Annotated in this window: 19 protein-coding genes and 1 pseudogene; 7 read left to right on the top strand and 13 right to left on the bottom strand. The window is 71.1% G+C overall.

Annotated elements, in window-relative coordinates; genetic code table 11:
* Positions 1-496: 496 nt before the first annotated feature.
* The 9 genes from tyrS to argC all read right to left on the bottom strand — a co-directional run bounded on the left by tyrS (position 497) and on the right by argC (position 10,342).
* Positions 497-1,762, bottom strand: coding sequence for a tyrosine--tRNA ligase (tyrS, locus tag Msi02_RS19210; RefSeq protein WP_204049634.1), 1,266 nt, complete (start codon positions 1,760-1,762; stop codon positions 497-499).
* 132 nt (positions 1,763-1,894) lie between these two features.
* Complete coding sequence (locus tag Msi02_RS19205) at positions 1,895-2,578, bottom strand: DNA-3-methyladenine glycosylase (RefSeq protein WP_204049613.1); 684 nt, start codon at positions 2,576-2,578, stop codon at positions 1,895-1,897.
* Positions 2,560-3,972: an argininosuccinate lyase gene (gene argH, locus Msi02_RS19200; protein WP_204049633.1), complete on the bottom strand. Its 1,413-nt coding sequence runs from the start codon at positions 3,970-3,972 to the stop codon at positions 2,560-2,562. Before argH ends, Msi02_RS19205 begins: the two co-directional genes overlap by 19 nt.
* A 410-nt stretch (positions 3,973-4,382) precedes the next feature.
* On the bottom strand, positions 4,383-4,967 hold the full coding sequence (locus tag Msi02_RS19195) for an arginine repressor (protein ID WP_079320739.1): 585 nt from the start codon (positions 4,965-4,967) through the stop codon (positions 4,383-4,385).
* Positions 4,964-5,962: an ornithine carbamoyltransferase gene (gene argF / locus Msi02_RS19190; protein ID WP_204049612.1), complete on the bottom strand. Its 999-nt coding sequence runs from the start codon at positions 5,960-5,962 to the stop codon at positions 4,964-4,966. Before argF ends, Msi02_RS19195 begins: the two co-directional genes overlap by 4 nt.
* Positions 5,955-7,100 carry an acetylornithine transaminase gene (locus tag Msi02_RS19185; RefSeq protein WP_239108524.1) on the bottom strand — a complete coding sequence of 382 codons (1,146 nt, stop codon included), beginning with the start codon at positions 7,098-7,100 and terminating at the stop codon, positions 5,955-5,957. The genes argF and Msi02_RS19185 overlap by 8 nt, the downstream gene beginning before the upstream one ends.
* 41 nt (positions 7,101-7,141) lie before the next feature.
* A complete protein-coding gene (gene argB / locus Msi02_RS19180) occupies positions 7,142-8,095 on the bottom strand; it encodes an acetylglutamate kinase (protein ID WP_204049611.1) in 954 nt (317 codons plus the stop codon).
* Complete coding sequence (argJ, locus tag Msi02_RS19175) at positions 8,092-9,246, bottom strand: bifunctional glutamate N-acetyltransferase/amino-acid acetyltransferase ArgJ (protein WP_204049610.1); 1,155 nt, start codon at positions 9,244-9,246, stop codon at positions 8,092-8,094. Before argJ ends, argB begins: the two co-directional genes overlap by 4 nt.
* A gap of 73 nt (positions 9,247-9,319) precedes the next feature.
* Positions 9,320-10,342, bottom strand: a complete 1,023-nt coding sequence (gene argC, locus Msi02_RS19170) for an N-acetyl-gamma-glutamyl-phosphate reductase (protein WP_204049609.1) — start codon at positions 10,340-10,342, stop codon at positions 9,320-9,322.
* A 192-nt stretch (positions 10,343-10,534) separates the two neighbouring features.
* Here argC and Msi02_RS19165 point away from each other — a divergent pair, with 192 nt between their 5' ends.
* On the top strand, positions 10,535-12,190 hold the full coding sequence (locus Msi02_RS19165) for a class I adenylate-forming enzyme family protein (protein ID WP_204049608.1): 1,656 nt from the start codon (positions 10,535-10,537) through the stop codon (positions 12,188-12,190).
* A 117-nt stretch (positions 12,191-12,307) separates the two neighbouring features.
* Here Msi02_RS19165 and Msi02_RS19160 read toward each other — a convergent pair whose 3' ends face one another.
* Complete coding sequence (locus Msi02_RS19160) at positions 12,308-13,936, bottom strand: ABC-F family ATP-binding cassette domain-containing protein (protein WP_204049607.1); 1,629 nt, start codon at positions 13,934-13,936, stop codon at positions 12,308-12,310.
* 156 nt (positions 13,937-14,092) lie between these two features.
* Here Msi02_RS19160 and Msi02_RS19155 point away from each other — a divergent pair, with 156 nt between their 5' ends.
* From Msi02_RS19155 to Msi02_RS19130, 6 genes and pseudogenes are all read left to right on the top strand, one after another.
* Positions 14,093-14,467 (top strand): nuclear transport factor 2 family protein, encoded by a 375-nt coding sequence (locus tag Msi02_RS19155; RefSeq protein ID WP_204049606.1) that lies wholly within the window; start codon positions 14,093-14,095, stop codon positions 14,465-14,467.
* A gap of 300 nt (positions 14,468-14,767) precedes the next feature.
* On the top strand, positions 14,768-15,853 hold the full coding sequence (locus Msi02_RS19150; RefSeq protein ID WP_204049605.1) for a polysaccharide deacetylase family protein: 1,086 nt from the start codon (positions 14,768-14,770) through the stop codon (positions 15,851-15,853).
* Between the two features lie 172 nt (positions 15,854-16,025).
* Positions 16,026-17,300, top strand: coding sequence for an MFS transporter (locus Msi02_RS19145; protein WP_239108518.1), 1,275 nt, complete (start codon positions 16,026-16,028; stop codon positions 17,298-17,300).
* Positions 17,301-17,430: 130 nt separating this feature from the next.
* Complete coding sequence (locus Msi02_RS19140) at positions 17,431-18,465, top strand: polysaccharide deacetylase family protein (protein ID WP_204049604.1); 1,035 nt, start codon at positions 17,431-17,433, stop codon at positions 18,463-18,465.
* A 63-nt stretch (positions 18,466-18,528) separates the two neighbouring features.
* Positions 18,529-18,786, top strand: a pseudogene (locus Msi02_RS19135) (Uma2 family endonuclease); the annotation flags it as partial.
* Positions 18,787-18,961: 175 nt separating this feature from the next.
* Positions 18,962-22,141, top strand: coding sequence for a penicillin acylase family protein (locus Msi02_RS19130; protein ID WP_204049602.1), 3,180 nt, complete (start codon positions 18,962-18,964; stop codon positions 22,139-22,141).
* Between the two features lie 8 nt (positions 22,142-22,149).
* On the opposite strand, the gene Msi02_RS19125 is transcribed toward Msi02_RS19130, so the two are convergent.
* The 3 genes from Msi02_RS19125 to pheS all read right to left on the bottom strand — a co-directional run bounded on the left by Msi02_RS19125 (position 22,150) and on the right by pheS (position 26,190).
* Positions 22,150-22,395: a hypothetical protein gene (locus Msi02_RS19125; RefSeq protein ID WP_204049601.1), complete on the bottom strand. Its 246-nt coding sequence runs from the start codon at positions 22,393-22,395 to the stop codon at positions 22,150-22,152.
* Positions 22,396-22,519: 124 nt separating this feature from the next.
* Positions 22,520-25,090, bottom strand: coding sequence for a phenylalanine--tRNA ligase subunit beta (locus tag Msi02_RS19120; protein WP_204049600.1), 2,571 nt, complete (start codon positions 25,088-25,090; stop codon positions 22,520-22,522).
* A complete protein-coding gene (gene pheS / locus Msi02_RS19115; protein ID WP_142648954.1) occupies positions 25,090-26,190 on the bottom strand; it encodes a phenylalanine--tRNA ligase subunit alpha in 1,101 nt (366 codons plus the stop codon). The genes Msi02_RS19120 and pheS overlap by 1 nt, the downstream gene beginning before the upstream one ends.
* Positions 26,191-26,279 lie beyond the last annotated feature (89 nt).

Raw genomic sequence — 26,279 nt, 5'->3', positions numbered from 1 at the left:
ACCGAAGGGTCCCGAGATCCAGGGCGATGACTTCCGTTCGGCCGACTCCACGACGATCGCCGCATCGCAGACCTGGAGGGCCATACGATCTCGGCCGATGCTCTTGTTAGAGTGACCACCCCTCTCGGGGCAACCACTCCATACTAAACCCTCGCCCGCCTCGTGTCAAACCTTTCGGTCTGACCGCGCCACGAACGACCCGGACTCGACGCGAACGCCTCGTCTGGATGGCTGTCAGAGTGGCTTGCCCGCCGGGTCCGGCCGCCTGTCGGCGTCCCGCACTCCCCGGGGGCGAAGAAAACATTAGGCAACGCCGACCCGGCCGTCAAATCACGCCGAGATGGCCGAAACCCTAGGTCAGACGGGTACTTCCGGCGTCTGCCACCCTCGACGCCATACGATTGTTACCTTCGTCACAACAACTCTTGGCCATGAAACAGCCGCCCCGGTCCGGGACCGAGGCGGCTGCCGATGCGCGGAAGGTCAGTGCGGGAGGTCAGGCGACCTCGATGCCGCCGACCGTCTTCTTGCCCCTGCGCAGCACGAGGAATCGGCCGTGCAGGAGGTCGTCCGCCGAGGGCACGTACTCCTCATCGGTGATCTTCGTGTTGTTCAGGTACGCGCCGCCCTCCTTGACGGCCCGGCGCGCCGCGGACTTCGACTCCACCAGGCCGCTCTGCGCGAGCAGCTCGACGTACGGCGCGCCCAGGGTGGGCACGACCGCCTTGGGCACCTCGGCGAGAGCGGACTCCAGCGTGCGGGCGTCGAGTTCGGCCAGTGAGCCCTGCCCGAACAGCGCGCGCGAAGCGGCGATCACGCGGGCCAGCTCGTCGGAGCCGTGCACCAGAGTGGTCAGGTCCTCGGCCAGGGCGCGCTGTGCCTCGCGAGCCGCCGGCCGCTCGGCCACGGCCTTCTCCAGCTCCTCGATCTCCTCCCGTGTCCGGAAGGTGAAGACCTTCAGGAACCGCACGACATCGCGGTCGTCGGCGTTCAGCCAGAACTGGTAGAACGCGTACGGCGAGGTCAGCGCGGGGTCGAGCCAGATCGCCCCGCCTGCCGTCTTGCCGAACTTGGTCCCGTCGGCCTTGGTGATCAGCTTGCCGGTGAGCGCGTGGACGTGACCGCCCTCGACCCGGCGGATCAGATCGACACCTGCGGTGATGTTGCCCCACTGGTCGCTGCCGCCGAGCTGCAACGTGCATCCGTGCCGCCGGTACAGCTCCAGGTAGTCGTTGGCCTGAAGGATCTGGTAGCTGAACTCGGTGTAGCTGAGTCCCTCACCTGCCAGCCGGGCGGACACCGACTCCCTCGCCAGCATGCGGTTGACGGGGAAGTGCTTGCCGACGTCCCGGAGGAAGTCGATCGCCGACAGATTCGCGGTCCAGTCGAGGTTGCTGACCAGCGTGGCCGCCGTCGGTCCTTCGTCGAACGACAGGAACTTCTCGACCTGCACCCGGATTCGCGACACCCATTCGGCGACGATGTCGCTGGAGTTCAGCGTCCGCTCGGTGCTCCGGCCGCTCGGGTCGCCGATCAAACCGGTGGCGCCTCCGACCAGGCCGATGGGCCGGTGGCCCGCCCGCTGGAAGCGGGTCAGGATCAGCAGCGTGGCCAGGTTGCCCACGTGCAGAGAGGGCGCGGTCGGGTCGAAGCCCGCATAAACGGTGATCGGACCGTCGGCCAGCGCCTTGCGCAGCGCGTCGATGTCGGTCGTCTGCGCGATCACGTCGCGCCACTCGAGCTCGTCGAGGATGTCAGCCATCTCCGACGTCGGCACGAGGTTGCCTGAAGTTGCGGTCACGGTCGTGGCTTTCGCTTATCGAATGGTGGAAGTACGGGCTTCCGTACAAGCCTGCCTGATCACGGAACCTTATCGCCACTTCATACCTTCGCGTCAGCTCGTGGCGCGGCCTCGGCGCCGGGGAGCGTGCGCACGGTACGGCGAGACGGTGGGGTCGCCGTCGATCCAGAACCTCCAGGGCGTATCGGCGCCCGCCGACACGCCGGTGCGAGGACCTGTCCTGACCTGGCCGGACGGCACGGGCCGGCCCTCGTGCACCTGGATGGGGCCGCCGGAGCAGCAGTCCGTCCCGTTGTGCTCCCGGACCAGGCCGAGCGCCACCGTGAGCCGGGCCGGTCCACGCGCGAGGTCGCGGTCTGGAATGCGCCGCACCAGCCCTTCCAGGTCCGGGCCGTCGGCGTGCGGCATGCGCCGGACGCGCGCGGTGTGCACTCCCGCGATCACCTCGCCGGCGCGTAACAGTACGGCCGAACCGGTGCCCGCGGGCATGCACACCAGATTGGCGCAGTAGTGCATGCCGTACGTGAAGTAGACGTAGAGGTGCCCCGGCGGCCCGAACATGACCGAGTTGCGCGGAGTGCGTCCCCGGTAGGTGTGGGAGGCCGGGTCCTGCCCCGGCCCGCCGTACGCCTCGACCTCGCTCAGCCGCACCGCCACCGACCCGTGCACGACCACGCGGCCGAGCAGGTCGGGGGCGACCACGTCAGAAGGGCGGTCGAAGAAGTCGCGGCCGAGCGGGGCGCCCGCGACCTCCTCGATCAGCTCTCGTTCGCCCATGCCGCCTGACCGTCGACGACCTCCCGGAGGTTCGCGATCTGGTCGCGGACCCGGTCGGGCGCGGTGCCGCCGAAGGCGCTGCGGGCGGCCAGCGCGCCGTGCACGTTCAGCACGTCACGGACGCTCGCACCGGTGGCGTCGACGGCGAAGTGCGGGGAGACCTTGGCCAGCTCGTCGTCGGTGAGCTCGCCGAGATCCTTGTCGTTCACCTGGCACCACACCACCAGGTGGCCGACGGCCTCGTGCGCCTCGCGGAACGGCACCCCGCGGCGGACCAGCAGTTCGGCGAGATCGGTGGCCAGGGCGAAGCCGTCGGGCGCACTGGCCTCCAGCTTGGCCTTGTTCACACGCATCGTGGAGACCATGCCCGACACGGCGGGGAGCACCAGGAGCAGGGTGTCGACCGCGTCGAACACCGGCTCCTTGTCCTCCTGCAGGTCGCGGTTGTAGGTGAGCGGCAGGCCCTTGAGGGTCGTCAGCAGCGACATCAGCGAACCGATCAGCCGGCCGCTCTTGCCCCTGGCCAGCTCGGCCACGTCGGGGTTCTTCTTCTGCGGCATGATCGACGAGCCGGTGGAGTAGGCGTCGTCCACCTCGATCCACCGGAACTCCTGCGAGGCCCACAGCACGATCTCCTCGCCGAGCCGGGAGATGTGCACGCCGATCAGCGCCGCGCAGAACAGGAACTCGGCGGCGAAGTCGCGGTCGGCGACGGCGTCCATCGAGTTCGGCGCGGGGGCGTCGAACCCGAGTTCGGCGGCGACGGCGGCGGGGTCGAGCGGGAGAGAGGACCCGGCCAGCGCGCCCGAGCCGAGCGGCGAGACCGCCGCGCGCCTGTCCCAGTCCCGGAGGCGGTCCACGTCCCGGGTGAGCGCGTGGACGTGGGCCAGAAGCTGGTGGCCGAACGACACGGGCTGGGCGTGCTGCAGGTGCGTCATGCCGGGGGCGGCGACGTCGGCGTTCTCCTCGGCCTGGCTGATCAGCGCGGTCTCCAGCTCGACGAGCCGGGAGACGATCATACGGACGTGGTCACGCAGGTAGAGGCGCAGGTCGGTGGCGATCTGGTCGTTGCGGCTGCGGCCGGCGCGGAGCTTGCCGCCCAGCGAGCCGAGCCGTTCGAGCAGGCCGCGCTCCAGGGCCGTGTGCACGTCCTCGTCGGCCACGGTGGGGCGGAACTCCCCCTTGCGGCACGCCCGGTCGAGGTCGTCGAGCGCGCCCAGCATGCGGTCGAGTTCCTCCTGCGTCAGCAGCCCGGCGCGGTGCAGCACGCGCGCGTGCGCGCGCGAGGCCAGCAGATCGTACGGCGCGAGCCGCCAGTCGAACTGCACGCTCACCGACAGGCGCGTGAGGGCGTCCGCGGGTCCCCCCTCGAACCTGCCACCCCAGAGCCGCATCGGCTTGTTGTCCGCCACCGTTTTCTCCCTCCGATATTCAAGTCCCTGCAGAAAAGATGACCGCGCGTCGTTCCCGCCCGGGGCCGTCGTACGTGGATCCTTGCGCCTTTTCCGGTATCTCGATGAACCGTCGGCGCGAATCCTTCACGCGGATCCTGCTGCGGGACTAATCCGCGACCTTAGCCGACGTACGCCCCGGTCCCTGCACCGGAACCGGGGCGTATGCCGGGTGAATCAGGCCTGGCGAGCGTCCCGCGCGGCCGCGTTTCGTTGTGGTCCGTCGAGTGCGGCGGTCTCCGGCTGACGTCGATCGGCAGGCCCTTCCCCGGCGGCCTCCGCACCGGTCCTCCCGGCGAGATAGGGGATGGCCACCGACGTGCCGAGTCCGCCCGCCAGTGGGCCCGTCTCCGTCATGGTTCCTGATTCTCACTGCCGTGGTCGCGGACCTCCGCGGTGAGCTTGTGCCTGGTCACGTCGGGCGGACGGCGGGTGGCCAGGTTGAGCAGGGTTTCCGCCAGCGCCTGCCCTCCGGTCGGGTCACGGCTGATGACGAGGATCGTGTCGTCACCGGCCACCGTGCCGAGGATGGACTCCCAGCCCGCGTGGTCGATGGCCGAAGCGAGGAACTGTGCCGCTCCCGGCGGCGTGCGCAGGATCACGAGGTTGGCCGACGCCTCGGCCGACACCAGAAGCTCCTCGGCGATCCTCCGCAGCCGCGCGTCCGGGTTCTCCGGCAAGCCGTTCGCGGCACCGGTCCGGTAGAGCGGTATCCGCCCTCCGCCCTCACCCGGCAGCGCGTAGACCAGCGTGCCGTCGTCGGCCCGCAGCTTCAGCGCGCCCAGCTCGTCGAGATCGCGGGAGAGCGTGGCCTGGGTGACCTCCACTCCCTGCTCCGCCAGAAGCTTGGCCAGCTCGGGCTGCGAGCGGACCTTGTGCCTGGTCAGCAGCTCCACGATGCGTGCGTGCCGGGCCGCCTTCGTCAGCGGGATGGTCACGACCCCTCCGCACCTCGCGTCGCCAGCCAGTGCAGCAGCGCCTTCTGGGCGTGCAGCCGGTTCTCCGCCTGGTCCCACACCACGCTCTGCGGCCCGTCGATGACGTCCGCGGCGATCTCCAAGCCCCGGTACGCCGGGAGGCAGTGAAGCACGATCGCGTCCGGGTCCGCCAGGCCGAGCAGGGCCGTGCTCACCTGGTAGGGGGCGAAGGCGGCGACCCGCTCGTCCTTGCCGTCCTGGCCCATGGACACCCACGTGTCGGTCGCGACGACATGCGCTCCGGCCACCGCGGCCTCCGGATCGCTCACCGCCGTGACCGACCCGCCCGTGGCCGCCGCGATCTCGGCAGCCCGCTCCATGACCAGGGCGTCGGGCAGGTAGCCCACCGGCGCCCCGATCCGGACGTGCATGCCGGCCGTGGCGCCGCCCAGCAGGTAGGAGTGGGCCATGTTGTTGGCGCCGTCGCCGAGGTAGGCGAGCGTGAGGCCCCGGGGCGAGCCCTTGTGCTCCCGGATCGTCTGCAGGTCGGCGAGGATCTGGCAGGGGTGGAACTCGTCGGTCAGCGCGTTCACCACCGGCACCGACGAGTGGGCCGCCATCACCTCGATGCGCTCCTGGCCCGCCGTCCGCCACACGATCGCCGCGACCTGCCGGGACAGCACCCGCGCGGTGTCCTCGATCGGCTCTCCGCGTCCCATCTGGGAGGTGCCGAGGTCCATGAGCAGAGGCTGGCCGCCCAGCTCCGCGACGCCGACGGTGAAGGAGACCCGGGTGCGAGTGGACGGCTTGTCGAACAGGACGGCGACCGTGCGCGGGCCCTCGAAGGGCCGGTAGCCGAACCGGTCCTTCTTCATGGCCTCGGCGAGGTCGAGCACCTGTGCCTGCTCCTCCGGCGACAGGTCGTCGTCCCGCAGGAAGTGTCTGACTCGCGCCGGGTCCGCGGCCTGGCTCGCGCCTGCGCCGGCGAGGGGGTTCACGAGGTCGTTCTCAGGCATCTGCGGCCTCCAGGATGCCGGGCAGCGCGTCGAGGAAGGTCTGCACGTCGGATTCGGTGATGACAAGCGGCGGCGCGAGCCGTACCGCGTCGGGCTGAAGGGCGTTGACCAGGAATCCGGCCTCCTGTGCCACCGCCTGCACCTGCGCCGACTTCGGCGCGGTGAGCACGGCGGCCAGCCACAGCCCGCGTCCCCTCACCCCCTTCAGCAAGGGATGCCGCACGGCGGCGATGCCCTCGGACAGCAGCGCTCCCACCTTCACGACATTACCGAGCAGCCCGTCGCGCTCGATCGTGTTCAGCACCGCGAGCGCCGCCGCGCAGGAAACCGGGTTGCCGCCGAAGGTCGAGCCGTGGTCGCCCTTGGCGAAGACCTCGCCGGCCTCGCCGAAGCCGATGCAGGCGCCGATCGGCAGGCCGCCGCCGAGGCCCTTGGCCAGCGTCAGGACGTCGGGGACGACCCCCTCCACCTGGTGGGCGAACCAGTGCCCGGTGCGGCCGATGGCCGACTGGATCTCGTCGGCGACGAGGAGTGCCCCCGCCGAGGAGCAGATCTCCCTGGCGGTGCGGAAGTAGCCGTCGGGCGGTGGGATGACACCCGCCTCACCCTGGGTGGGCTCCAGGAAGACCGCGGCGCAGTCCTCGGTCACCGCGTTCTTGAGCGCGTCCGCGTCGCCGTACGGCACGAACCGGACATCGAGCGGGAACGGCCCGAACTGGTCGCGGATCGCAGGCTTGCCCGTCAGTGACAGCGCGCCGAGCGTGCGGCCGTGGAAGCCGTTCTCCGTCGCGACCATGTAGCCGCGGCCGTGCGTCCTGCCGTACTTGATGGCGATCTTGACTGCGGCCTCGTTGGCCTCGGTGCCGGAGTTGGAGAGGAAGACGCGCGCCGGCTCTCCGAGCAGGGCGAGCAGCTTCTCGGCGAGCAGCACCTCGGGCTCGTGCAGGAACAGGTTCGAGGTGTGCGCGAGAGTCGCCACCTGCCGGGACACCGCCTCGACCAGGGCCGGGTGGTTGTGGCCGAGCGAGGTCACCGCGATGCCGCCGATGAGGTCGAGGTAGCGGCGCCCTTCCACGTCCCAGACGGCGCAGCCCTCGCCGCGGGCGATGGCGACCGGCGGCACCCCGTAGTTGCGCATGAACGCCGCTTCGAAGCGTCCGCGCAGTTCGTCGTTGGTGGTCACCTGGCAACCTCCCCGTTCACGGTGCCGTCCGCCGTCGCTCCGGTCTCGCCTCGCACCGCCGGAACGGCGTCGTCTGGCTCGACCATCGTCCCGATGCCCTCGTCGGTGAAGACCTCCAGCAGCAGCGCGTGCGGCACCCGCCCGTCGAGCACGTGGGCCTGGGGCACGCCGCCGCGCACGGCGGCCAGGCATGCCTCCATCTTCGGCACCATGCCACTGGACAGCGAGGGCAGCAACGCGGCGAGTTCGGACGCCCCGATGCGGCTGACGACCTCCTCGCTGTTGGGCCAGTCGGCGTAGAGCCCCTCGACGTCGGTGAGGACGATGAGCTTCGACGCCTGGAGCGCCACGGCGAGAGCGGCCGCGGCGGTGTCGGCGTTGACGTTGTAGATCCCGCCGTCCTCGCCGCGGGCCACGGACGACACCACCGGGATGCGGCCGTCGTCCAGCAGGGCCCGCACGGCTCCGGCCTCGACCCGGACGATCTCCCCGACCTGGCCGATGTCGACCTTGACGCCGTCCACGACGACGTGCTTGCGCTCGGCGGTGAACAGGTGGGCGTCCTCGCCGGACATACCGACCGCGAACGGCCCGTGCCCGTTGATCAGCCCGACCACGTCGCGGTTGACCTGGCCGACCAGGACCATCCGGACGACCTGCATCGCCTCGGGTGTGGTCACCCGGAGCCCGGAAACGAAGTGGCTGTCGATCCCGAGCAGGTCGAGGTGCGACTGGATCTGCGGGCCGCCGCCGTGCACGATCACCGGCCGCAGGCCGGCATAACGCAGGAACACCACGTCGGCCGCGAACTTGGCCCGCAGGTGCTCCTCCGTCATCGCGTTGCCGCCGTACTTGATGACGACGGTCGCGCCGTGGAAGCGCGCCAGCCAGGGCAGCGCCTCGATCAGGGTGTGCGCCTTGTCCAGTGCGCCGTTCCGCCTGACGCTCATGACGAGTACGCCGAGTTCTCGTGCACGTACGCCGCCGTGAGGTCGGTGGTGTGCACGGTCGCGGTGTGCGGGCCGGCGGACAGGTCGATGGTGATCGTCACGTCGCGGGGCCGCAGGTCGACCTTGGCGCGGTCGTCTCCCGCCGCGCCCCCGCGGCAGATCCAGATGCCGTTGACCGCCACGTTGACCCGCTCGGCGTCGAACACGGCGTCGGTGGTGCCGACCGCGCTGACCACCCGGCCCCAGTTGGGGTCCTCGCCGTGGATCGCGCACTTGAGCAGGTTGGAGCGGGCGACCGCGCGGCCCACCGCCACCGCGTCCTCCTCCGACGCCGCGCCGACGACCTCGATGGCGATCGCCTTCGAGGCGCCCTCGGCGTCGACCAGGAGCTGCCGGGCCAGGTCCGCGCAGACGGCGGTGACGACCTTCTCGAACTCGGCGAGGTCGGGGCGCACGCCCGACGCGCCGCTCGCGAGCAGCAGCACGGTGTCGTTGGTCGACATGCAGCCGTCGGTGTCGAGCCGGTCGAACGTCACGGAGGTCGCCTTGCGCAGCACCGTGTCGAGTTCCTCGGACGTGAGGTCGGCGTCGGTGGTCAGCACGCACAGCATCGTGGCGAGCGCGGGCGCGAGCATCCCGGCGCCCTTGGCCATGCCGCCCACCATGTAGCCGTTCTCGCCTCGGCGGAAGGAGATCTTGCTGACGGTGTCGGTGGTCCGGATCGCGTCGGCCGCCGCCAGGCCTCCGTCGCGGCTGAGCTGGGCGGCCGCGATCCCCACGCCGCCGAGCAGCGCGTCCATCGGCAGCCGCTCGCCGATCAGGCCGGTGGAGCAGACCGCGATCTCGGCCGCGGAGTCGTCCAGGACCTCCGCCACCTTCTCGGCGGTGGCATGGGTGTCCTGGAAGCCCAGCGGGCCGGTGCAGGCGTTGGCGCCGCCGGAGTTGAGGACGACCGCCCTGACCCGGCCGCCGCTGAGGACCTGAGCCGACCACAGGACGGGCGCGGCCTTGAAGCGGTTGCGGGTGAAGACGCCGGCCGCGGCGCGCGAGGGGCCGTCGTTGACGACCAGGGCCAGGTCGCGGGCACCGCCGCTCTTGATCCCGGCGGCGACTCCCGCGGCGCGGAAGCCCAGCGGTGCGGTGACGCTCATGCCGCCCCCTCGCCAATCCCGCTGTGCTTAACGCTTCGCTCGCTCATGCGCGCTCCTCCAAGGGGACTCTTGCTCACGGGGCGACTCCATCGGTGGGAAGGCCGGCTTCTTCCGGAAGGCCGAGCGCGAGGTTGGCGCTCTGGATCGCGCCCCCCGCGGTTCCCTTGGTGAGGTTGTCGATGGCGACGACGGCGACGATCCGACCGGCCCGCTCGTCGAGGGCGACCTGCAGGACCGCCGTGTTGGCCCCGACCGTCATCGCGGTCGCCGGCCAGACCCCCTCGGGCAGCAGGTGGAGGAACGGCTCGTCCTTCACAGCCGTCTCGTACGCCTCCCGGACCGCGGCGGGGGTGACGCCGGAGACGGCGGGAGCCGTGCAGGTGGCGAGGATGCCGCGGCTCATCGGCGCGAGGGTCGGCGTGAACGACACCCGGACCGGCCGACCGGCGACCGCCGACAGGTTCTGCTCCATCTCCGGGGTGTGCCGGTGCACCCCGCCCACGCCGTACGCGCTGACCGAGCCCATGACCTCGCTGCCGAGCAGGTTGGCCTTGGGCGCCCGGCCGGCTCCGGATGCGCCGCTCGCCGCGACGACCACGACGTCGGGCTCGGCCAGCCCGGCCGCGAAGGCGGGGAACAACGCCAGCGTCGCGGCCGTCGGGTAGCAGCCGGGGACGGCGATGCGCCGGGCGCCGCGCAGGACCTCGCGCTGACCGGGCAGCTCGGGCAGGCCGTAGGGCCACGTGCCGGCGTGGACGCCGCCGTAGAATGCTGTCCACTCTTGCGCGCTGGTCAGCCGGAAGTCGGCGCCGCAGTCGACGACGAGCGTGCTGTCGCCGAGTTCGGCGGCGACCGCGGCCGACTGACCGTGCGGGAGGGCGAGGAAGACGACGTCGTGACCGGCGAGCACGTCGGGGGTGGTCTGCTCGATCACCCGGTCGGCCAGCGACGGCAGGTGGGGTTGGTGGGCGCCGAGCCTGGTGCCCGCGCTGGACGCGGCGGTCAGCGCGCCGATCTCGACGGCGGGGTGTCCGAGCAGCAGACGGAGCAGCTCTCCTCCCGCGTAGCCGCTGGCTCCGGCGATCGCCGCCCTCATCCGCGCCCCCCGATCCTTCGCGATCTCTGCATGATCATGCAGCGGACCTCATGTTCTTGCTGGTGTAGAGAGTATGCATCGCAAAGCATGAGCATGCAAGCAGCGTTCCGAGGGATGGACATCTAGCCGACGTACCTACCGGTCGGTATCGTGAAACCTCCGGTTAACGAACGAATCCGGGAGTGCGCCAGCATGACGATCACGAACGAACAGGTCCAGGCCCAGCTCACGGCGCCCGGGCAGCTCTTCGAGATGGAAGAGGTCGAGGTCGGCGGTCACAAGATCCGGGCGTGGAAGCACGCTCCCGCGACCTTCCGGGCCCTCCTGGAGATCACCCGGTTCCACGGGGACAAGGTGTTCGTCGTCTACGAGGACGAACGCATCACCTACGAGGAGCACTTCCGGCTGGCCGCGACGCTCGCCAACCGCCTGGTGGACGACTACGGCGTGCGCAAGGGCGACCGCGTGGCCGTGGCGATGCGCAACTACCCCGAGTGGATCGTCTCCTTCTCCGCCGTGCTCGCCGCCGGGGCGGTGGCCGTGCCACTCAACGCCTGGTGGACCGAGCAGGAGCTGGAGTACGGCCTGAGCGACTCGGGCGCCAAGGTCGTGATCGCCGACGGCGAGCGCGCCGCCCGGATGGCCGGCAGCGGCCTGCCGATGATCGTCACCCGCGGGGAGGGGGCCAACTGGGCCGAGGTCCTCGGCGAGGTCCGGCCCGACGTGACGCTGCCGCAGGTCGAGCTCGGCCCCGACGACCCCGCCACGATCTTCTACACCTCCGGCACCACCGGCAGGTCCAAGGGCGCCCTCGGCAGCCACCGCAACCTGGGTCAGGCGCCGATGACCGTTGCGTACGCGATGATGCGCACGGTGGCCATGGCCGGCAGGGACGTGGCCGCGGCGGCGGAAAAGCGCAGGATCACCCTGCTGACCGTGCCCCTCTTCCACGTCACCGGATGCTTCGCCGTACTGATGACCACGATGTTCAGCGGCGGCGGGCTCGTACTGATGTACAAGTGGGACCCCAAGAGGGCCCTGGAGCTCATCGAGCGCGAGAAGGTCACCGTGATGAGCGGCGTGCCGACCAACGCCTGGCAACTGCTGTCGCACCCCGACCTGGACAAGCACGACATCTCCTCGCTCGGCTCCATCTCGTACGGCGGCGCCCCGGCCCCGCCGAAGCTGCTGGAGCGGATCACCGAGTCGCTCCCCAACCGCACGCCCGCCAACGGGTACGGCATGACCGAGACGACGGCGCTCGCGATCTACAACAGCGGCGGGGACTACCTGGCCAAGCCCGACAGCATCGGGCTGCCGCTCGCCGTCGTGGACGTGAAGATCTGCGACCCGCTCGGCGCGGAGCTGCCGCCCGGCGAGGTCGGCGAGCTGTGCATGCGCGGGCCGATCGTGATCATGGGTTACTGGAACCGGCCGGAGGCCACGGCGGAGACGTTCGTGGACGGCTGGCTGCACACGGGCGACCTGGCCCGCATCGACGAGGACGGCTACGTCTACATCGTCGACCGGGCCAAGGACATGGTCATCAGGGGCGGCGAGAACGTCTACTGCGCCGAGGTCGAGGCCGCCCTGTTCGAGCACCCCGCGGTGGACGACGCGGCCGTGATCGGCATCCCGGACGACGAGCTGGGCGAGCAGGTCGGCGCGGTCGTACGGCTCAAGCAGGGTGCCGACGCCACCGGCGAGGAGCTCCAGGAGTTCCTGCGCGGCCGCATCGCGGCGTTCAAGGTGCCGGTGAGGTTCTGGTTCAGGGAGGCCGAACTGCCGCGCAACCCCGGAGGCAAGGTCCTCAAGACCCACCTGCGCAAGGAGACCCTGGGCCTCTGACCGAGGATCGTAGGGCGGGTGGCCATCCGCCCTACGATCCTTCAGCCCGGCCGTCGGCCTCCTCGTGGGCCCTTGCACGTCGTCGCCACGGGTCGAACCGCGAGCGCTGCGGGGGTTTCAGCCTTCGTGGATCCGGCCGGCCTCGACGACGACGCGGCGTGTCGTGTGGACGGCCTTCAGCATGCGCCGGTCGTGGGTGACGAGCAGCAGGGTCCCCGCGTACGAGGCGAGCGCGGACTCCAGCTGTTCGATCGCCGGAAGGTCGAGATGGTTGGTCGGCTCGTCCAGGACGAGCAGGTTGACCCCACGGGCCTGAAGGAGAGCGAGGGCCGCCCTCGTCCGCTCGCCCGGCGACAGCGTGGCCGCCGGGCGGAGCACGTGGTCGGCGCGCAGGCCGAACTTGGCCAGCACTGTGCGGACGTCGGCGGGCGGCAGGTCGACGAGCGCGCCGAACGCGTCGAGCAGCGGCTCGTCGCCTTCGAAAAGGGCGCGGGCCTGGTCGACCTCGCCGACGACCACGCCCGGGCCGAGCGCCGCCGTCCCCTCGGCGAGGGGTATCCGGCCGAGCAGCACGCCGAGCAGGGTGCTCTTGCCCGAGCCGTTCGCGCCGGTGATCGCGACCCGGTCCGCCCAGTCGATCTGCAGGTCGACGGGCCCGAGCGTGAAGGCGCCGCGTCGCGCGACCGCGCCGCGCAGCGTCGCGACCACGGCCCCGGAGCGAGGCGCGGCGGCGATCTCCATCCGCAGCTCCCACTCCTTACGCGGCTCCTCGACGACCTCCAGCCGCTCGATCAGTCTCTCGGTCTGCCGGGCCTTGGCCGCCTGCTTCTCCGTCGCCTCGGTGCGGAACTTCCGCCCGATCTTGTCGCCGTCGGTGGCCTTGCGGCGCGCGTTCTTGACGCCCTTCTCCATCCAGGCGCGCTGGACCCGGGCGCGGCTTTCCAAGGACGCCTTGGTCTCGGCGTACTCCTCGTACTGCTCGCGCGCGTGCCTGCGGGCGACCTCGCGCTCCTCCAGGTAGGCGTCGTAGCCGCCGCCGTACGCGCGGACCTGCCGCTGGGCCAGGTCGAGCTCGACCACCCTGTTCACCGTACGAGCGAGGAACTCACGGTCGTGACTGACGACCACGGTCCCGGCGCGCAGTCCCGTCACGAAGCGTTCGAGCCGGTCCAGGCCGTCGAGGTCGAGGTCGTTGGTGGGCTCGTCGAGCAGGAACAGGTCGTAACGGCTGAGCAGCAGCGAGGCCAGCCCCACCCGGGCCGCCTGGCCGCCGGACAGGGACGTCATCTCCTGCTCCAAGCCGACCGTGAGCCCGAGGTCGGCGGCCACCTCCGCGGCCCGCTCCTCCAGGTCGGCGCCGCCGAGGGCGAGCCAGCGATCGAGGGCCTCGGCGTACGCGTCCCCGGGATCGCCGCTCACGAGCGCCTCGGTGGCCGCGTCGAGGGCCCGTTGCGCGGCGGCGACCCCGGTCCGGCGGGCGAGAAAGGCGGCGACGGTCTCACCAGGCCACCGTTCGGGCTCCTGCGGCAGATGGCCGACGTTGGCGGTGGGCGGGCTGAGCCGTACGCCGCCGTGCTCGGGGGTGTCGAGGCCGGCCAGCAGGCGCAACAGCGTCGACTTGCCCGCGCCGTTCGCCCCCACCAGCCCCACGACGTCACCGGGCGCGACGACCAGATCGAGATCCGAGAACAGGACACGGTCGCCGTGCCCGGCGGCGAGTTCCTTCGCGACAAGAGTGGCGCTCATCAGGACACAGACCTTACTGGGTCCCGACGCGGATGCCACGACCGGCGAGATCCGTCCATACGGAGCGGCGTTTACCTCCCGCGTAATCGCCTCTCCTCGGGGCTCCGTGACACCGTTCAGGCGTCGTCACGGAAGACATCCCCGAAGGAGTGGACAATGACCGACTACACCGCCGTGGCCGAGCGTTACATCGCCGCCTGGAACGAGCGCGACGCCGAGGCCAGGGCGAAGGCGGTGGCGGAGCTGTGGACCGAGGACGGCGGCTACACCGACCCGCTGGCCGCCGTCACCGGGCACGACGGGATCGCCGCGGTGATCGCCGGGGCGCAGGAGATGTTCCCCGGGTTCGTGTTCACCCTGGGCGGGCCCGTGGACGGCCACCACGACACGGCGCGCTTCACCTGGCACCTCGGCCCGGAAGGCGCGGAAGGCGCGGCCGAGCCCGTCGTGATCGGCTTCGACGTCGTGGCGCTCGCCGAGGACGGCCGGATCCGGAACGTGTACGGCTTCCTCGACAAGGTCCCCGCCTGATCGGGCTCATGGGCTCCGGAGCCGTCCGGGACTTTCGCTCCCGGACGGCTCCGGAGGGGCCGCCACGTCGCCGCGTTCCCCAGGGCGCCGGGCGTGCGGCTCATCGGCATGAAAAGTTCATCGGCGTTCCGGCATTACAGGCCGTCCTTGTCGGCTCATGGACTCGAAACGTTTCAGCAAATCTTTGACATGTTTCAGCGCCGTTCTCACAATGATCCTCCGGCGAACCCCCGGGGCCGGGCGGCGCTCCCCTACCGGCGACTCGCTCCGCCCGGCCCTCCCCCGATCGGAGGAGCAGACATGGCCGACAGCACCGTGCCCACCGCAAGACGTGCAGGCTTACGCAGAACGCTCGCCACGGCACTCGCAGGCGTCCTGACCGCGGCACTCGCGACCGTGACCCTGTCCGCCACGGCCGCGCAGGCGGCCGACTGCAGCGCCGGGTACGTCGGCCTGACCTACGACGACGGCCCCAATCCCAGCAACACGACGAACCTGCTGAACACGTTGAAGGCCAACGGCCTGCGGGCCACCATGTTCAACATCGGGCAGAACGCCCAGAACAACCCGTCCCTCGTCAGAGCCCAGGTCGACGCGGGCATGTGGGTCGGCAACCACAGCTGGACCCACTCCCACCTGACTCAGCTGAGCAGCTCGCAGATCCAGTCGGAACTCCAGCAGACCCAGCAGACCATCCAGCAGGCCACCGGTTCGGCGCCCAAACTCTTCCGCCCGCCGTACGGCGAGACCAACTCCACCCTCAAGTCGATCGAGCAGCAGCTCGGCCTCAAGGAGATCATCTGGGACGTCGACTCCCAGGACTGGAACGGCGCCAGCACCGCGCAAATCGTGCAGGCCGCCGGCCAGCTCCAGAACGGCCAGATCATCCTCATGCACGACCAGTACGCCACCACCGTCGCCGCCATCCCGCAGATCGCGGCCAACCTCCGCAGCCGCAACCTCTGCGCGGGCATGATCTCGCCGTCCACCGGACGCGCGGTCGCCCCCGACGGCGGCGGCCCCGTCTCTCCGTCCCCGTCGAACCCGCAGTCCCCCAGCCCCACTCCCACGCTCACGCCGCCTCCGGGACCGGGCGGGTGCACCGCGACGATGCAGACCGTGAACTCCTGGACCGGCGGGTTCCAGTCCAACGTGACGGTGCGCGCGGGCAGTTCGGCGATCAGAGGCTGGACGGTGACCTGGAGCTGGCCCGGTTCCCAGTCCATCAGCCAGCTGTGGGGAGGCCTCCAGTCCGGCTCCGGCTCGTCCGTCAGCGTGCGCAACGAGTCCTGGAACGGCGGCCTGGGCGCGAGCGCCTCCACCACCTTCGGCTTCGTCGCCAACGGCACCGCCGCCACGCCGACGTTGACCTGCAGCGCGTCCTGACGGACACCACGACGACACCCTGATCCCGGGGAGACCCGGACGGCCGTACGGCGAGAAGGGACGACCTCCTCGCCGTACGGCCGTCGCGTTCCCCGGCGAAGGGAAAATCAGTTGCCCTCGGACGGGCGGATCGTTGAGATGACTCGTCGTGGCCGACAGCGCTGATCGTTCTGTGAAATCCCTTGCCCGGCGGCTGAGACTGGATCTCAGCCCACTGCGCGAGTTCCGCGACTTCCGCCTCCTGCTCGGCTCGGGGTTGATCACGACGCTCGGCACGGTCGTCACGACGGTGGCCGTGCCGTACCAGATGAAGCAGCTCACCGAGTCCTACGTCGCGGTGGGCCTGGTGGGCATGGCCGAGTTCGTGCCGATGGTGGTGTGCGGACTGTGGGGCGGCGCGATCGCCGACGCGCGCGACCGGCGCACGATCGTGATAGTCAGCGAGCTGGGGTTGTGCCTATCCTCGGTGCTCCTGCTCGTCAACGCGCTGCTGCCCCGGCCGCAGGTGTGGGTGCTGTACGCCGTCGGCGCGCTGGCCGCCGGGCTCGGCAGCGTACGCTCGCCCAGTGAGCAGGCGCTGCTCAACCGGGTGGTGCCGCTGGATCGAATGCCCGCGGCGTTCGCCCTGCAGGGCCTGGTCCGCAACGCCGCCATGATCGTGGGCCCGGCCGCGGGCGGTCTCATCGTGGCCACGCTCGGTCCGGCCGCCTCCTACGGCCTCGACGTCGCCACGTTCCTGCTGTCCCTCGCGCTGCTGGTCAGGGTCGGCGCCGTCGCACGCGCCGAGGAGCCCACCCCCGCGTCGCTGCGCTCCCTGCTGGAAGGCGTGCGGTACGCGCTGCGGCGGCCGGACCTGATGGGCACCTATCTCGTGGACATCGCCGCGATGGCCTTCGCCAGTTCCACCGCGCTGTTCCCCTTCCTGGCCGAGAACCTCGGCGCGTCCAAGGCCGTCGGAGTGCTGTACGCGGCCGGCGGCGTGGGCGCGGTGGTCGCCTCACTCACCTCGGGCTGGACGGCCCACGTGCATCGGCACGGGCTCGCCGTCATCGTCTCGGCCACCCTGTGGGGCGTCGCCGTGGCGCTCGCCGCCGTGATGCCGGACATCTGGCTGGTTTTCCTGTTCCTCGCCGTCGCCGGCGGCGCCGACATGGTGAGCGGCCTGTTCCGCGGCACCATCTGGAACCAGACGATTCCGGACTCCTATCGCGGGCGGCTGGCCGGCATCGAACTGCTCTCCTACTCGACCGGGCCGATGCTGGGCGACGCACGGGCCGGGTTCATGGCCCAGTTGGGCGGCGCCCGCTTCTCTCTGGGGGCGGGCGGCCTGCTCTGCGTGGCCGCGGTCGGTGTGATGGCGGCCGCGTTGCCCCGGTTCCGCAAGTACGACGCGAGGACCGACGAGCACGCGCTCGCCCTCCGACCGCCGGAATCCGCGACGCCGTGAAATGTTCATCGGCGTTTCGGCTGGGCAACCGCACTTGACCGACTCATCTGTGTGAAATGTTTCTAGCCGGTCTTTGACATGTTTCAGCGACGCTTCCCAGAATGATGCCGTCCCGACTGGAGGAGCAGACATGGCCGACAGCACCGTGCCCACCGCAAGACGTGCAGGCTTACGCAAGACGCTCGCCACCACGATCGCGAGCGTCCTCACCGCGGCGTTCGCCGCCGTGGCCCTGTCGGCCGCGCCCGCGAGCGCGGCCGACTGCAGCGCCGGGTACGTCGGCCTGACCTACGACGACGGCCCCAATCCCAGCAACACGACGAACCTGCTGAACACGTTGAAGGCCAACGGCCTGCGGGCCACCATGTTCAACATCGGGCAGAACGCCCAGAACAACCCGTCCCTCGTCAGAGCCCAGGTCGACGCGGGCATGTGGGTCGGCAACCACAGCTGGACCCACTCCCACCTGACTCAGCTGAGCAGCTCGCAGATCCAGTCGGAACTCCAGCAGACCCAGCAGACCATCCAGCAGGCCACCGGTTCGGCGCCCAAACTCTTCCGCCCGCCGTACGGCGAGACCAACTCCACCCTCAAGTCGATCGAGCAGCAGCTCGGCCTCAAGGAGATCATCTGGGACGTCGACTCCCAGGACTGGAACGGCGCCAGCACCGCGCAGATCGTCCAGGCCGCCGGCCAGCTGCAGAACGGTCAGATCATCCTCATGCACGACCAGTACGCGACGACGGTCCAGGCCATCCCGCAGATCGCGGCCAACCTCCGCAGCCGCAACCTGTGCGCGGGCATGATCTCGCCGTCCACCGGACGCGCGGTCGCCCCCGACGGCGGCAGCGGCGGCCCGACCGGGCAGCCGACCGTCACGCCCACCAACCCCGGCGGCGGTAGCTGCACCGCGACGCTGTCCGCGGGTCAGCAGTGGAGCGACCGGTACAACCTCAACGTCTCGGTCAGCGGCTCCAGCAACTGGACCGTGACGATGACCGTCCCCTCCCCCGCCAAGGTCATCGCTACCTGGAACATCAGCGCCAGCTATCCCAGCGCCCAGGTGCTGACCGCGAAGCCCAACGGCAGTGGCAACAACTGGGGCGTGACCATCCAGCACAACGGCAACTGGACCTGGCCGTCCGTCTCCTGCCGGGTCGGCTGACCTCCGCACAGGGGTGCGGTGCTCTTCCGGGGGAGCGCCGCACCCCCTGCGTACGAAGCGAGTGACGTGCTCTTGGTCGTCGAGGTCGTCTCGCCGGACTCGGAGGAGCGGGACCGCAGGCGCAAGCCGCAACTCTACGCGGAGGCGGGGATCGCCCACTTCTGGCGGATCGAGAGCCAGGCCGGGCGGCCCACGGTCTACGTCTACGAACTCGACCCGGCGATCACGTCGTACGCGCTGACCGGCATCTATCACGACCGGCTCAAGCTGTCCGTGCCCTTCGAGATCGACATCGACCTCACCGAGATCGACGCTCTCTGAGCTTCGCCTCCACAAGACGGCGGCAGAGCGGACGCGGCGCCGCCGCCACCGGCGACGAATCACCCCATTGATCCTCTGGTTACCCGCGCGTATCGTCCAGAGTCGAGCACTGCTCACGTTCTGTGCACAGAGAGTGGTCCCTTCACCCCCCGACACCGCGAAGGGAAGTTCCCCCATGCACGCGCGCCTTCGACGGGCGATCACCGCTGCCGCCGCGCTGGCCCTCGTCGCCGTCGGCCTGCCGGCGGCGCCGGCCGCCGCGGCCCCCTACTACCCGCCCGACGACTACTGCCTGGGCCAGTGCGCGGACATCCTGCCGCCCGGCCAGAACGGCAACGCCACACTGGTGGACATCCTTGGCAACCAGACCCTCGGCACGTACCCGGCCCACAGCAAGGACCAGCTCGGCAAGTACGCCGACCTCATCTCGGGCTACACCGGCCTGACCGACGAGCAGATCTCCGCGTTCTTCAACGACAGCGCGTTCGGCGTGCCGGCGAACCAGGTCGACAGCACGGTCAGCCCGCGCTCCGACGTCACCATCGTCCGCGACAAGGCGACCGGCGTCCCGCACGTCACCGGCACCACCCGCGAGGGCACCATGTTCGGCGCCGGATACGCCGGCGCGCAGGACCGCCTGTGGCTGATGGACCTCATGCGCCACGTCGGCCGGGGCGAGCTGACACCGTTCGCCGGCGGCGCCGCCGGCAATAGGGAGCTGGAGCAGAGCGTCTGGCGCAACTCCCCCTACACCGAGGCCGACCTCCAGGCCCAGATCGACCGGTTGAAGACGGCCGGGACCCGGGGCGCCCAGCTCTACGCGGACGTGCAGAACTACGTCGCCGGGATCAACGCGTACATCGACCACTGCATGGCCGACCGCGACTGCCCGGGTGAGTACGTGCTCACCGGCCACCTCGACGCGATCACGAACAAGGGCGGCCCGGAGGACTTCCGGATGACCGACCTGATCGCGATCTCCGGCGTGATCGGCGGTCTGTTCGGCGGTGGCGGCGGCGCCGAGATGCAGTCCGCCCTCGTCCGCGTGGCCGCGCGGGCGAAGTACGGCGCCGCCGAGGGCGACCGGGTCTGGGCGACCTTCCGCTCCCAGAACGACCCGGAGACCGTGCTGACCCTGCACGCCGGGCAGAGCTTCCCCTTCGGGGCGGCCCCGGCCGGCGCGACCGGAGTGGTGCTGCCCGACGCGGGCACGACCGCACCGGTCGACATCACGGCCAACGAGACCGGCACCGCGACGTCCGCGACCACGCAGGTCAGAAGCGCGCTGACCGGGCTCACCGTGGACAACTCCAAGCCGGACATGTCCAACGCCATCGTGGTCTCGGCCGCCAAGGCGACCGGAGGCCACCCGATCGCCGTGTTCGGCCCGCAGACCGGCTACTTCGCGCCGCAACTGCTCATGCTTGAGGAGCTGTCCGGGCCCGGCATCCGGGCACGGGGCGCGGCCTTCGCCGGGCTCAACCTCTACGTGCTACTCGGGCGCGGCACCGACTACGCCTGGAGCGCCACCTCCGCCGCCGAGGACATCACCGACACGTACGCCGTGACGCTGTGCGACCCGAACGGCGGCACCCCCACGGTCTCGTCGGATCACTACCTCTACCACGGCACCTGCACGGCGATGGAGACGCTGAAGAAGACCAACACCTGGAAGCCCAACACGGCCGACTCCACCGCCGCCGGGTCGTACGACCTGGTCATCAAGCGCACCAAGTATGGCCTGGTCACCTGGCGGGGCACGGTCGGCGGCGTGCCGACGGCCTTCACCACGCTGCGCTCGACCTACCAGCACGAGGCCGACTCCGCGATCGGCTTCCAGATGTTCAACGACCCGGCCGAGATGGGCTCGGCGGCGGCCTTCCGCAACTCGGCCTCCGCCATCGGCTTCGCGTTCAACTGGTTCTACGTGAACTCCGCCGACGCGGCGTACTTCATGTCCGGCAACGTCCCCGTACGGTCGGCGGTGTCCGATCCGAACCTGCCCATGACGGGCGACGCCGCGCACGAGTGGAGCGGCTTCGATCCCTCGGCCAACACGGCGTCCTACGTCCCGGCCTCGGCCCACCCCCAGGCCGTCAACCAGGACTACTTCGTGAGCTGGAACAACAAGCAGGCCCAGGACTTCGGCGCGGCCGACGGCAACTTCAGCTTCGGCGCGGTCCACCGTGCCGACCTGCTCGACGCCCCGGTCAAGGCGGCCCTGTCGTCGGGCACCCTCGACCGCGCCGGGGTCGTGAAGATCATGGCGTCGGCCGCGACGACCGACCTGCGCGGGTGGAAGGTGCTGCCCAAACTGCTGCGCGTGATCAACAGCGCGTCCATCTCCGACCCCGCCCTGGCCTCGGCCGTCTCCAAGCTGTCCGCCTGGGCCGCCGCGGGCGCCAAACGGGAGGAGACCGCCAAGGGCAGCAAGACCTACACCCACGCGGACGCCATCCGGATCTTCGACGCGTGGTGGCCGAAGCTGGTGCGGGCGCAGTTCCGGCCCGGACTGGGCGACGGCCTCTACCAGGCGCTGGTCAACGCGCTGCAGATCAACGAGTCGCCGTCCGGGCACCAGCAGGGCGACGTCTCATCGCTGCCCGGCTCGGCCAACGAGGCCCAGGCCCACAAGGGCTCGTCGTTCCAGTACGGCTGGTGGGGCTACGTGGACAAGGACATCCGGGCCGTGCTGGGCGACGCGGTGGCCGCTCCCCTGCCGGCGAAGTACTGCGGGGCGACCGTGGCGGCCTGCCGTACGGTCCTGCTGGACAGCCTGTCGGCGGCGCTGGCCGAACCGGCGGCGACGACCTACCCGGGTGACGACTCCTGCTCGGCGGGCGACCAGTGGTGCGCCGACGCCGTCCGGCAGTCGCCGCTCGGCGGCGTCAAGCACTCGCTGATCTCCTGGCAGAACCGGCCGACCTACCAGCAGGTCGTCTCGTTCCCCGCGCACCGCGGAGACGACGTGGCCGACCTCGCCCTGGGCCGTACGGCGAGCGCGTCCAGCACGGAGGGATCCAACAGCGCGGCGAAGGCCGTAGACGGGGACCCGGGCAGCCGGTGGGCCAGCGGGTGGAGCGACAACCAGTACGTCCAGGTCGACCTCGGCTCGGCGAAGACCGTGGGTCGGGTGATCCTGCGCTGGGAGGCGGCCTACGGCTCGTCGTACCGGATCCAGACCTCGCCGGACGGCGCCGCCTGGACCACCGTCGCGCAGACGACCACGGGCGACGGCGGCGTGGACAACGTCGCGTTCGCACCGGTCAGCGCGCGGTACGTGCGCATGCAGGGCGTCAAGCGCGCCACCGGCTACGGCTACTCGCTGTACTCCCTTGAGGTGTACGGCAGGTAGGACGGCGGTCAGCCCGGCTCGCGCCAGCCCTCGCCCTCCTCGGCGAGGGAGTCGAGCCGGGCGAGGTCGGCCGGGCCGAGGGCGCCGTCCGGATCGTCCACGACGACCACCCACTGGGCGTCCTCGGCGTCGTCCTCTCCCGCGAGCAACTCACGGACGACGGTGGGGACGCCGAGTGCCGGGAACAGCTCGGCCACGGTCTCGGCGGACTCCTCCGCGCTGTCCCGCTCGTGGAACACCAGCAGGTGACGCACCGCTCCTCCGGGAGAGACGACCGCGGGTGCCGGCACCGTGCTTATTAAGAACGTGCCCGTTCAGAGCACGCTCGGTGAAGCGTGCTCGTTCGCACCGTGCCGGCACCCGCTCAGGCGATCATGCTCAGGCGCCGCGGAGCTGGGCTCCGGTGCGCTCGGCGGCGAGGGCGACGGCGGCGTCGCGCGCCGCCGTGGTCTCCTCGACCGTGAGCGTGCGGTCGGCCGCCCGGAACCGCAGCGTGTACGCCAGGGACTTGTTGCCCTCGCCCACCTGCGGGCCGGTGTAGACGTCGAACAGCCTGATCGACTCAAGCAGCTCGCCCGCCCCCGCCCGGAGAGCGGCCTCGACCTCGGCGACCGGGGTGGAGGCGGCGACGGTCAGCGCGACGTCCTGCGTCGCCACCGGGTAGGCGGACACGGCGGGCGTCTGCACCGGCCCGGCCGGGCTCAGCAGCGACAGCTCCAGCTCCATCGCGCAGGTGCGCGGCGGCAGCCCGTAGGCCTCGACGACCCGCGGGTGCAGCTCGCCGGCGTGACCGGCCAGCACCGGCTCACCGGTCTCGGCGTCGGTGACGGTCAGCGCGGCGCACCGCCCGGGGTGCCACGGCTCGTGCTGGTCGGCCCGGACGCCGAGCTCCACGCCCGCCGCCCGCGCGACCGTGCGGGCCGCCTCGACGGCGTCCGCCCAGGACGCCTGCCGGCCCTCGCCCCACCAGCCGGAGCGCTCGAACTCTCCTGCCAGCACCACGGCCACCCGCAGCGGCTGCCTCGGCAGCGCCGTCTCGATCGCCGCCAGCTCCTCCTCGGTGGGCCTGCGGTCGACCGGGAGGACCGGAGCCGTCGCGGGGGCCTGCGGCTCGGGCCGGTAGACCAGCCCGGACTCGAACAGCGCCACGTCGGCGAAGCCGCGGCCCACGTTGCGCACCAGGGTCTTCAGCAGGCCCGGCAGCAGCGTGGTCCGCATGTACGGCTCGTCCTCGCTGAGCGGGTTGACCAGCCGGGTCGCCTGCCTGCGGGGGTCCTGCTCCGGCAGCAGCAGGTTGTCGAGGTCGCGCGGCCCCATGAACGGGTAGGCGAGCACCTCCACGTATCCCGCGTGGGCCAGGGCGCGGCCCACCCGGCGGCGCAGCCGCTGCGCCTCGGTCAGCCCGCCACCGGCCGGAGCGGGCGGCAGCACCGACGGGATGCGGTCGTACCCCTCGAGCCGGATGACCTCCTCCGCGAGGTCGTTCGGGTCGGTCAGGTCGGGACGCCACGTCGGCGGGGTGACCGTGATCAGGTCGTCGCCGTGGACGGCCAGCCGGTCGGCGAGGTCGCCGGAGGCGAGCACGCCGGTGGCCGCGACGCCGTGCCCGGCCGTGGCCGCGGGGGCGGCGCCCTCCGTCACCACGCAGCCGATCTGCTCCAGCCTGCGGATCACGCTCTCCCGCTCGTACGGCACGCCCGCCACCCGGCTGGGGTGGTCGGCCGGGATGGTGATCCGCACCGGCGAGACCTCCACCTGGGCGTGGGTCACCCCGGGATCGGCGACGGCCCCGCCCAGCTCGACCAGGAGCTGGACGGCACGCCACGACGCGGCCAGGGGCAGCTCGCGGTCGACGCCGCGCTCGAACCGCTTGGACGCCTCGCTCACCAGGTTGTGCCGCCGCGACTCGCGGGCGATGCCCGTCGCCGAGAAGTGCGCCGCCTCGATGACGATGTCGGTCGAGGTCTCGGAGATCTCCGTGTGCAGGCCGCCCATCGTGCCGGCCATCGAGATCGGGCCCGAGTCGTCGGTGATGAGGATGTCCTCCTCGTGGAGCGTGCGCACCACGTGGTCGAGCGTCTCCAGCGTCTCCCCCGGCCGGGCCCGCCGTACGACGATCGGGCCGGACAGGCGCGACCGGTCGAAGGCGTGCAGGGGCTGGCCGAGCTCCAGCATCACGTAGTTGGTGATGTCGACGGCCAGCGAGACCGAGCGCATGCCGGCGCGGGCCAGCCGCACCCGCATCCACAGCGGGGACTCGGCGGCCGGGTCGAAGCCGGTGACCGTGCGCAGCACGAAGCGGTCGCAGGCGGTGGGATCGGCGATCGACGCGGGCCAGGACTCGCCGCCGCCGGACTCCGCCTCGCTCGCGGCCGGGTCGCGGAACGGCACGCCGAACGCGATGGCCGCCTCACGAGCGACGCCCCGGATCGACAGGGCATATCCGCGGTCGGTCGCGACCTCGAGTTCGAGCACGTCGTCACGCAGGCCGAGCAGCTCGACCACGTCGGCGCCGATCGGCGTGTCCTGCGGCAGCAGCAGGATGCCCGGAGAGGACTCGGCGATGCCGAGCTCGGCCTCCGAGCAGATCATGCCGTCGGACAGGCGCCCGTAGGTCTTGCGGGAGCCGATCTCGAAGCCGCCGGGAAGCACCGCGCCGGGCAGCGCGACCGGGACCACGGCGCCCTCGGAGAAGTTCGTCGCGCCGCAGATGATCTCGCGCGGCGTCGCCTCCCCCACCTCGACCTTGCAGTGCCGGATGGGCTTCTTGAACCCGGTCAGCTCCTCGAACTCGAGGACCCGGCCGACCACGACGTTCTTGATCTCGTGGCCGTGCGAGTGGATGGCCTCCAGCTTGAGGCCGGCGGCGGTGAGCCGGTCGGCCACCTCCTGTGCGGTGACCGCGGGGAGATCGACGTACTCCCGCAGCCATGAAAGCGGGACCTTCATCAGACCTCCATCCCGAACGGCAGGGTGAACCGGATGTCGCCCTCGACCATGTCACGCATGTCCTCGGCGTTGTGGCGGAACATCAGCGTCCGCTCCACGCCCATGCCGAAGGCGAATCCCGAGTAGACGGCGGGGTCGACGCCGCAGGCGAGCAGCACGCGCGGGTTGACCATGCCGCAGCCGCCCCACTCGATCCAGCCCTCGGACTTGCAGGTGCGGCAGGGCGGGTTGCCCGGGACCGCGGAGGAGCCGCGGCAGACGAAGCAGCGCAGGTCGAGCTCGGCCGACGGCTCGGTGAACGGGAAGTAGTGCGGCCGGAAGCGGGTGGTGATCCCCGCGCCGAACATCACCTCGGCGAACCGGTCGAGCGTGCCCTTGAGGTGGGCCATCGTCAGCCCCTTGTCGACCGCCAGGCCCTCGACCTGGTGGAAGACCGGCGTGTGCGTGGCGTCGAGCTCGTCGGTGCGGAAGGTCTTGCCCGGCGACACCACGTACACCGGCAGCGGGCGCGACAGCAGGGCCCTGATCTGCACCGGCGAGGTCTGGGTGCGCAGCACCTTCCCGGAGTCGACGCTCTCCACGAAGAACGTGTCGTGGTCGGACCTGGCCGGGTGGTCGGGGGCGATGTTCAGCGCGTCGAAGTTGAACCACTCGCCTTCGAGCTCGGGCCCCTCGGCCACCTCGTAACCCATCGCCACGAACGCGTCGGCGATGCGCTCCTGCAGGGTGGTCAGCGGGTGCCGGGCGCCGCGCGGCGCGCGGTCCCAGGGCAACGTGACGTCGACGGTCTCCTCGATGAGGACCCGCGCGTCGCGCTCGGCCTCCAGCTCGGCCTGGCGGGCGGCGAGCGCCTCGCCGATGGCCTTGCGCGCGGCGCCGATCCGCTTGCCCGCCTCGGCGCGCGCGGCGGGCGGCAGTGCGCCGATCTCACGGTTCGCCAGCGCGATGGGCGAGCGGTCGCCCGCGTGCGCGAGCCTGGCCTGCTTCAGATCGTCGAGGTCGCGCGCCGCGGCGATGGCGGCGAGGGCGTCGGCCTGCGCCCGCGCGACCTCGTCGGCGTGCAGCGGCGTCACCTCGACCGGGTCATAGGTGTTCGACAAGAGAGAGCTCCGTATCCAGGGGCCTGCGAGCGCCCTGCGCTCAGCGGCAACGAGTCTAGTCCGATCAGCCCACCGGGCCGTCATCCGCG

The organism is Microbispora siamensis (genome assembly GCF_016863095.1).
Taxonomy (GTDB): domain Bacteria; phylum Actinomycetota; class Actinomycetes; order Streptosporangiales; family Streptosporangiaceae; genus Microbispora; species Microbispora siamensis.
Note: the sequence above shows the minus strand (reverse complement) of the source record. Positions and strands in the feature narration are given on the sequence as shown.

What these genes read in the sequence shown, in the direction of transcription:
- argJ (WP_204049610.1), bottom strand. Translation starts at nt 9,246, where the DNA reads ATGAGCGTCACCGCACCGCTGGGCTTCCGCGCCGCGGGAGTCGCCGCC.
- Msi02_RS19130 (WP_204049602.1), top strand. Translation starts at nt 18,962, where the DNA reads ATGCACGCGCGCCTTCGACGGGCGATCACCGCTGCCGCCGCGCTGGCC.
- Msi02_RS19185 (WP_239108524.1), bottom strand. Translation starts at nt 7,100, where the DNA reads ATGCGCAACTACGGGGTGCCGCCGGTCGCCATCGCCCGCGGCGAGGGC.
- Msi02_RS19160 (WP_204049607.1), bottom strand. Translation starts at nt 13,936, where the DNA reads ATGAGCGCCACTCTTGTCGCGAAGGAACTCGCCGCCGGGCACGGCGAC.
- argB (WP_204049611.1), bottom strand. Translation starts at nt 8,095, where the DNA reads ATGAGCGTCAGGCGGAACGGCGCACTGGACAAGGCGCACACCCTGATC.
- Msi02_RS19205 (WP_204049613.1), bottom strand. Translation starts at nt 2,578, where the DNA reads ATGGGCGAACGAGAGCTGATCGAGGAGGTCGCGGGCGCCCCGCTCGGC.
- Msi02_RS19150 (WP_204049605.1), top strand. Translation starts at nt 14,768, where the DNA reads ATGGCCGACAGCACCGTGCCCACCGCAAGACGTGCAGGCTTACGCAGA.
- argC (WP_204049609.1), bottom strand. Translation starts at nt 10,342, where the DNA reads ATGAGGGCGGCGATCGCCGGAGCCAGCGGCTACGCGGGAGGAGAGCTG.
- Msi02_RS19165 (WP_204049608.1), top strand. Translation starts at nt 10,535, where the DNA reads ATGACGATCACGAACGAACAGGTCCAGGCCCAGCTCACGGCGCCCGGG.
- Msi02_RS19120 (WP_204049600.1), bottom strand. Translation starts at nt 25,090, where the DNA reads ATGAAGGTCCCGCTTTCATGGCTGCGGGAGTACGTCGATCTCCCCGCG.
- Msi02_RS19140 (WP_204049604.1), top strand. Translation starts at nt 17,431, where the DNA reads ATGGCCGACAGCACCGTGCCCACCGCAAGACGTGCAGGCTTACGCAAG.
- argF (WP_204049612.1), bottom strand. Translation starts at nt 5,962, where the DNA reads ATGCCTGAGAACGACCTCGTGAACCCCCTCGCCGGCGCAGGCGCGAGC.
- argH (WP_204049633.1), bottom strand. Translation starts at nt 3,972, where the DNA reads ATGCGGCTCTGGGGTGGCAGGTTCGAGGGGGGACCCGCGGACGCCCTC.
- Msi02_RS19155 (WP_204049606.1), top strand. Translation starts at nt 14,093, where the DNA reads ATGACCGACTACACCGCCGTGGCCGAGCGTTACATCGCCGCCTGGAAC.
- tyrS (WP_204049634.1), bottom strand. Translation starts at nt 1,762, where the DNA reads ATGGCTGACATCCTCGACGAGCTCGAGTGGCGCGACGTGATCGCGCAG.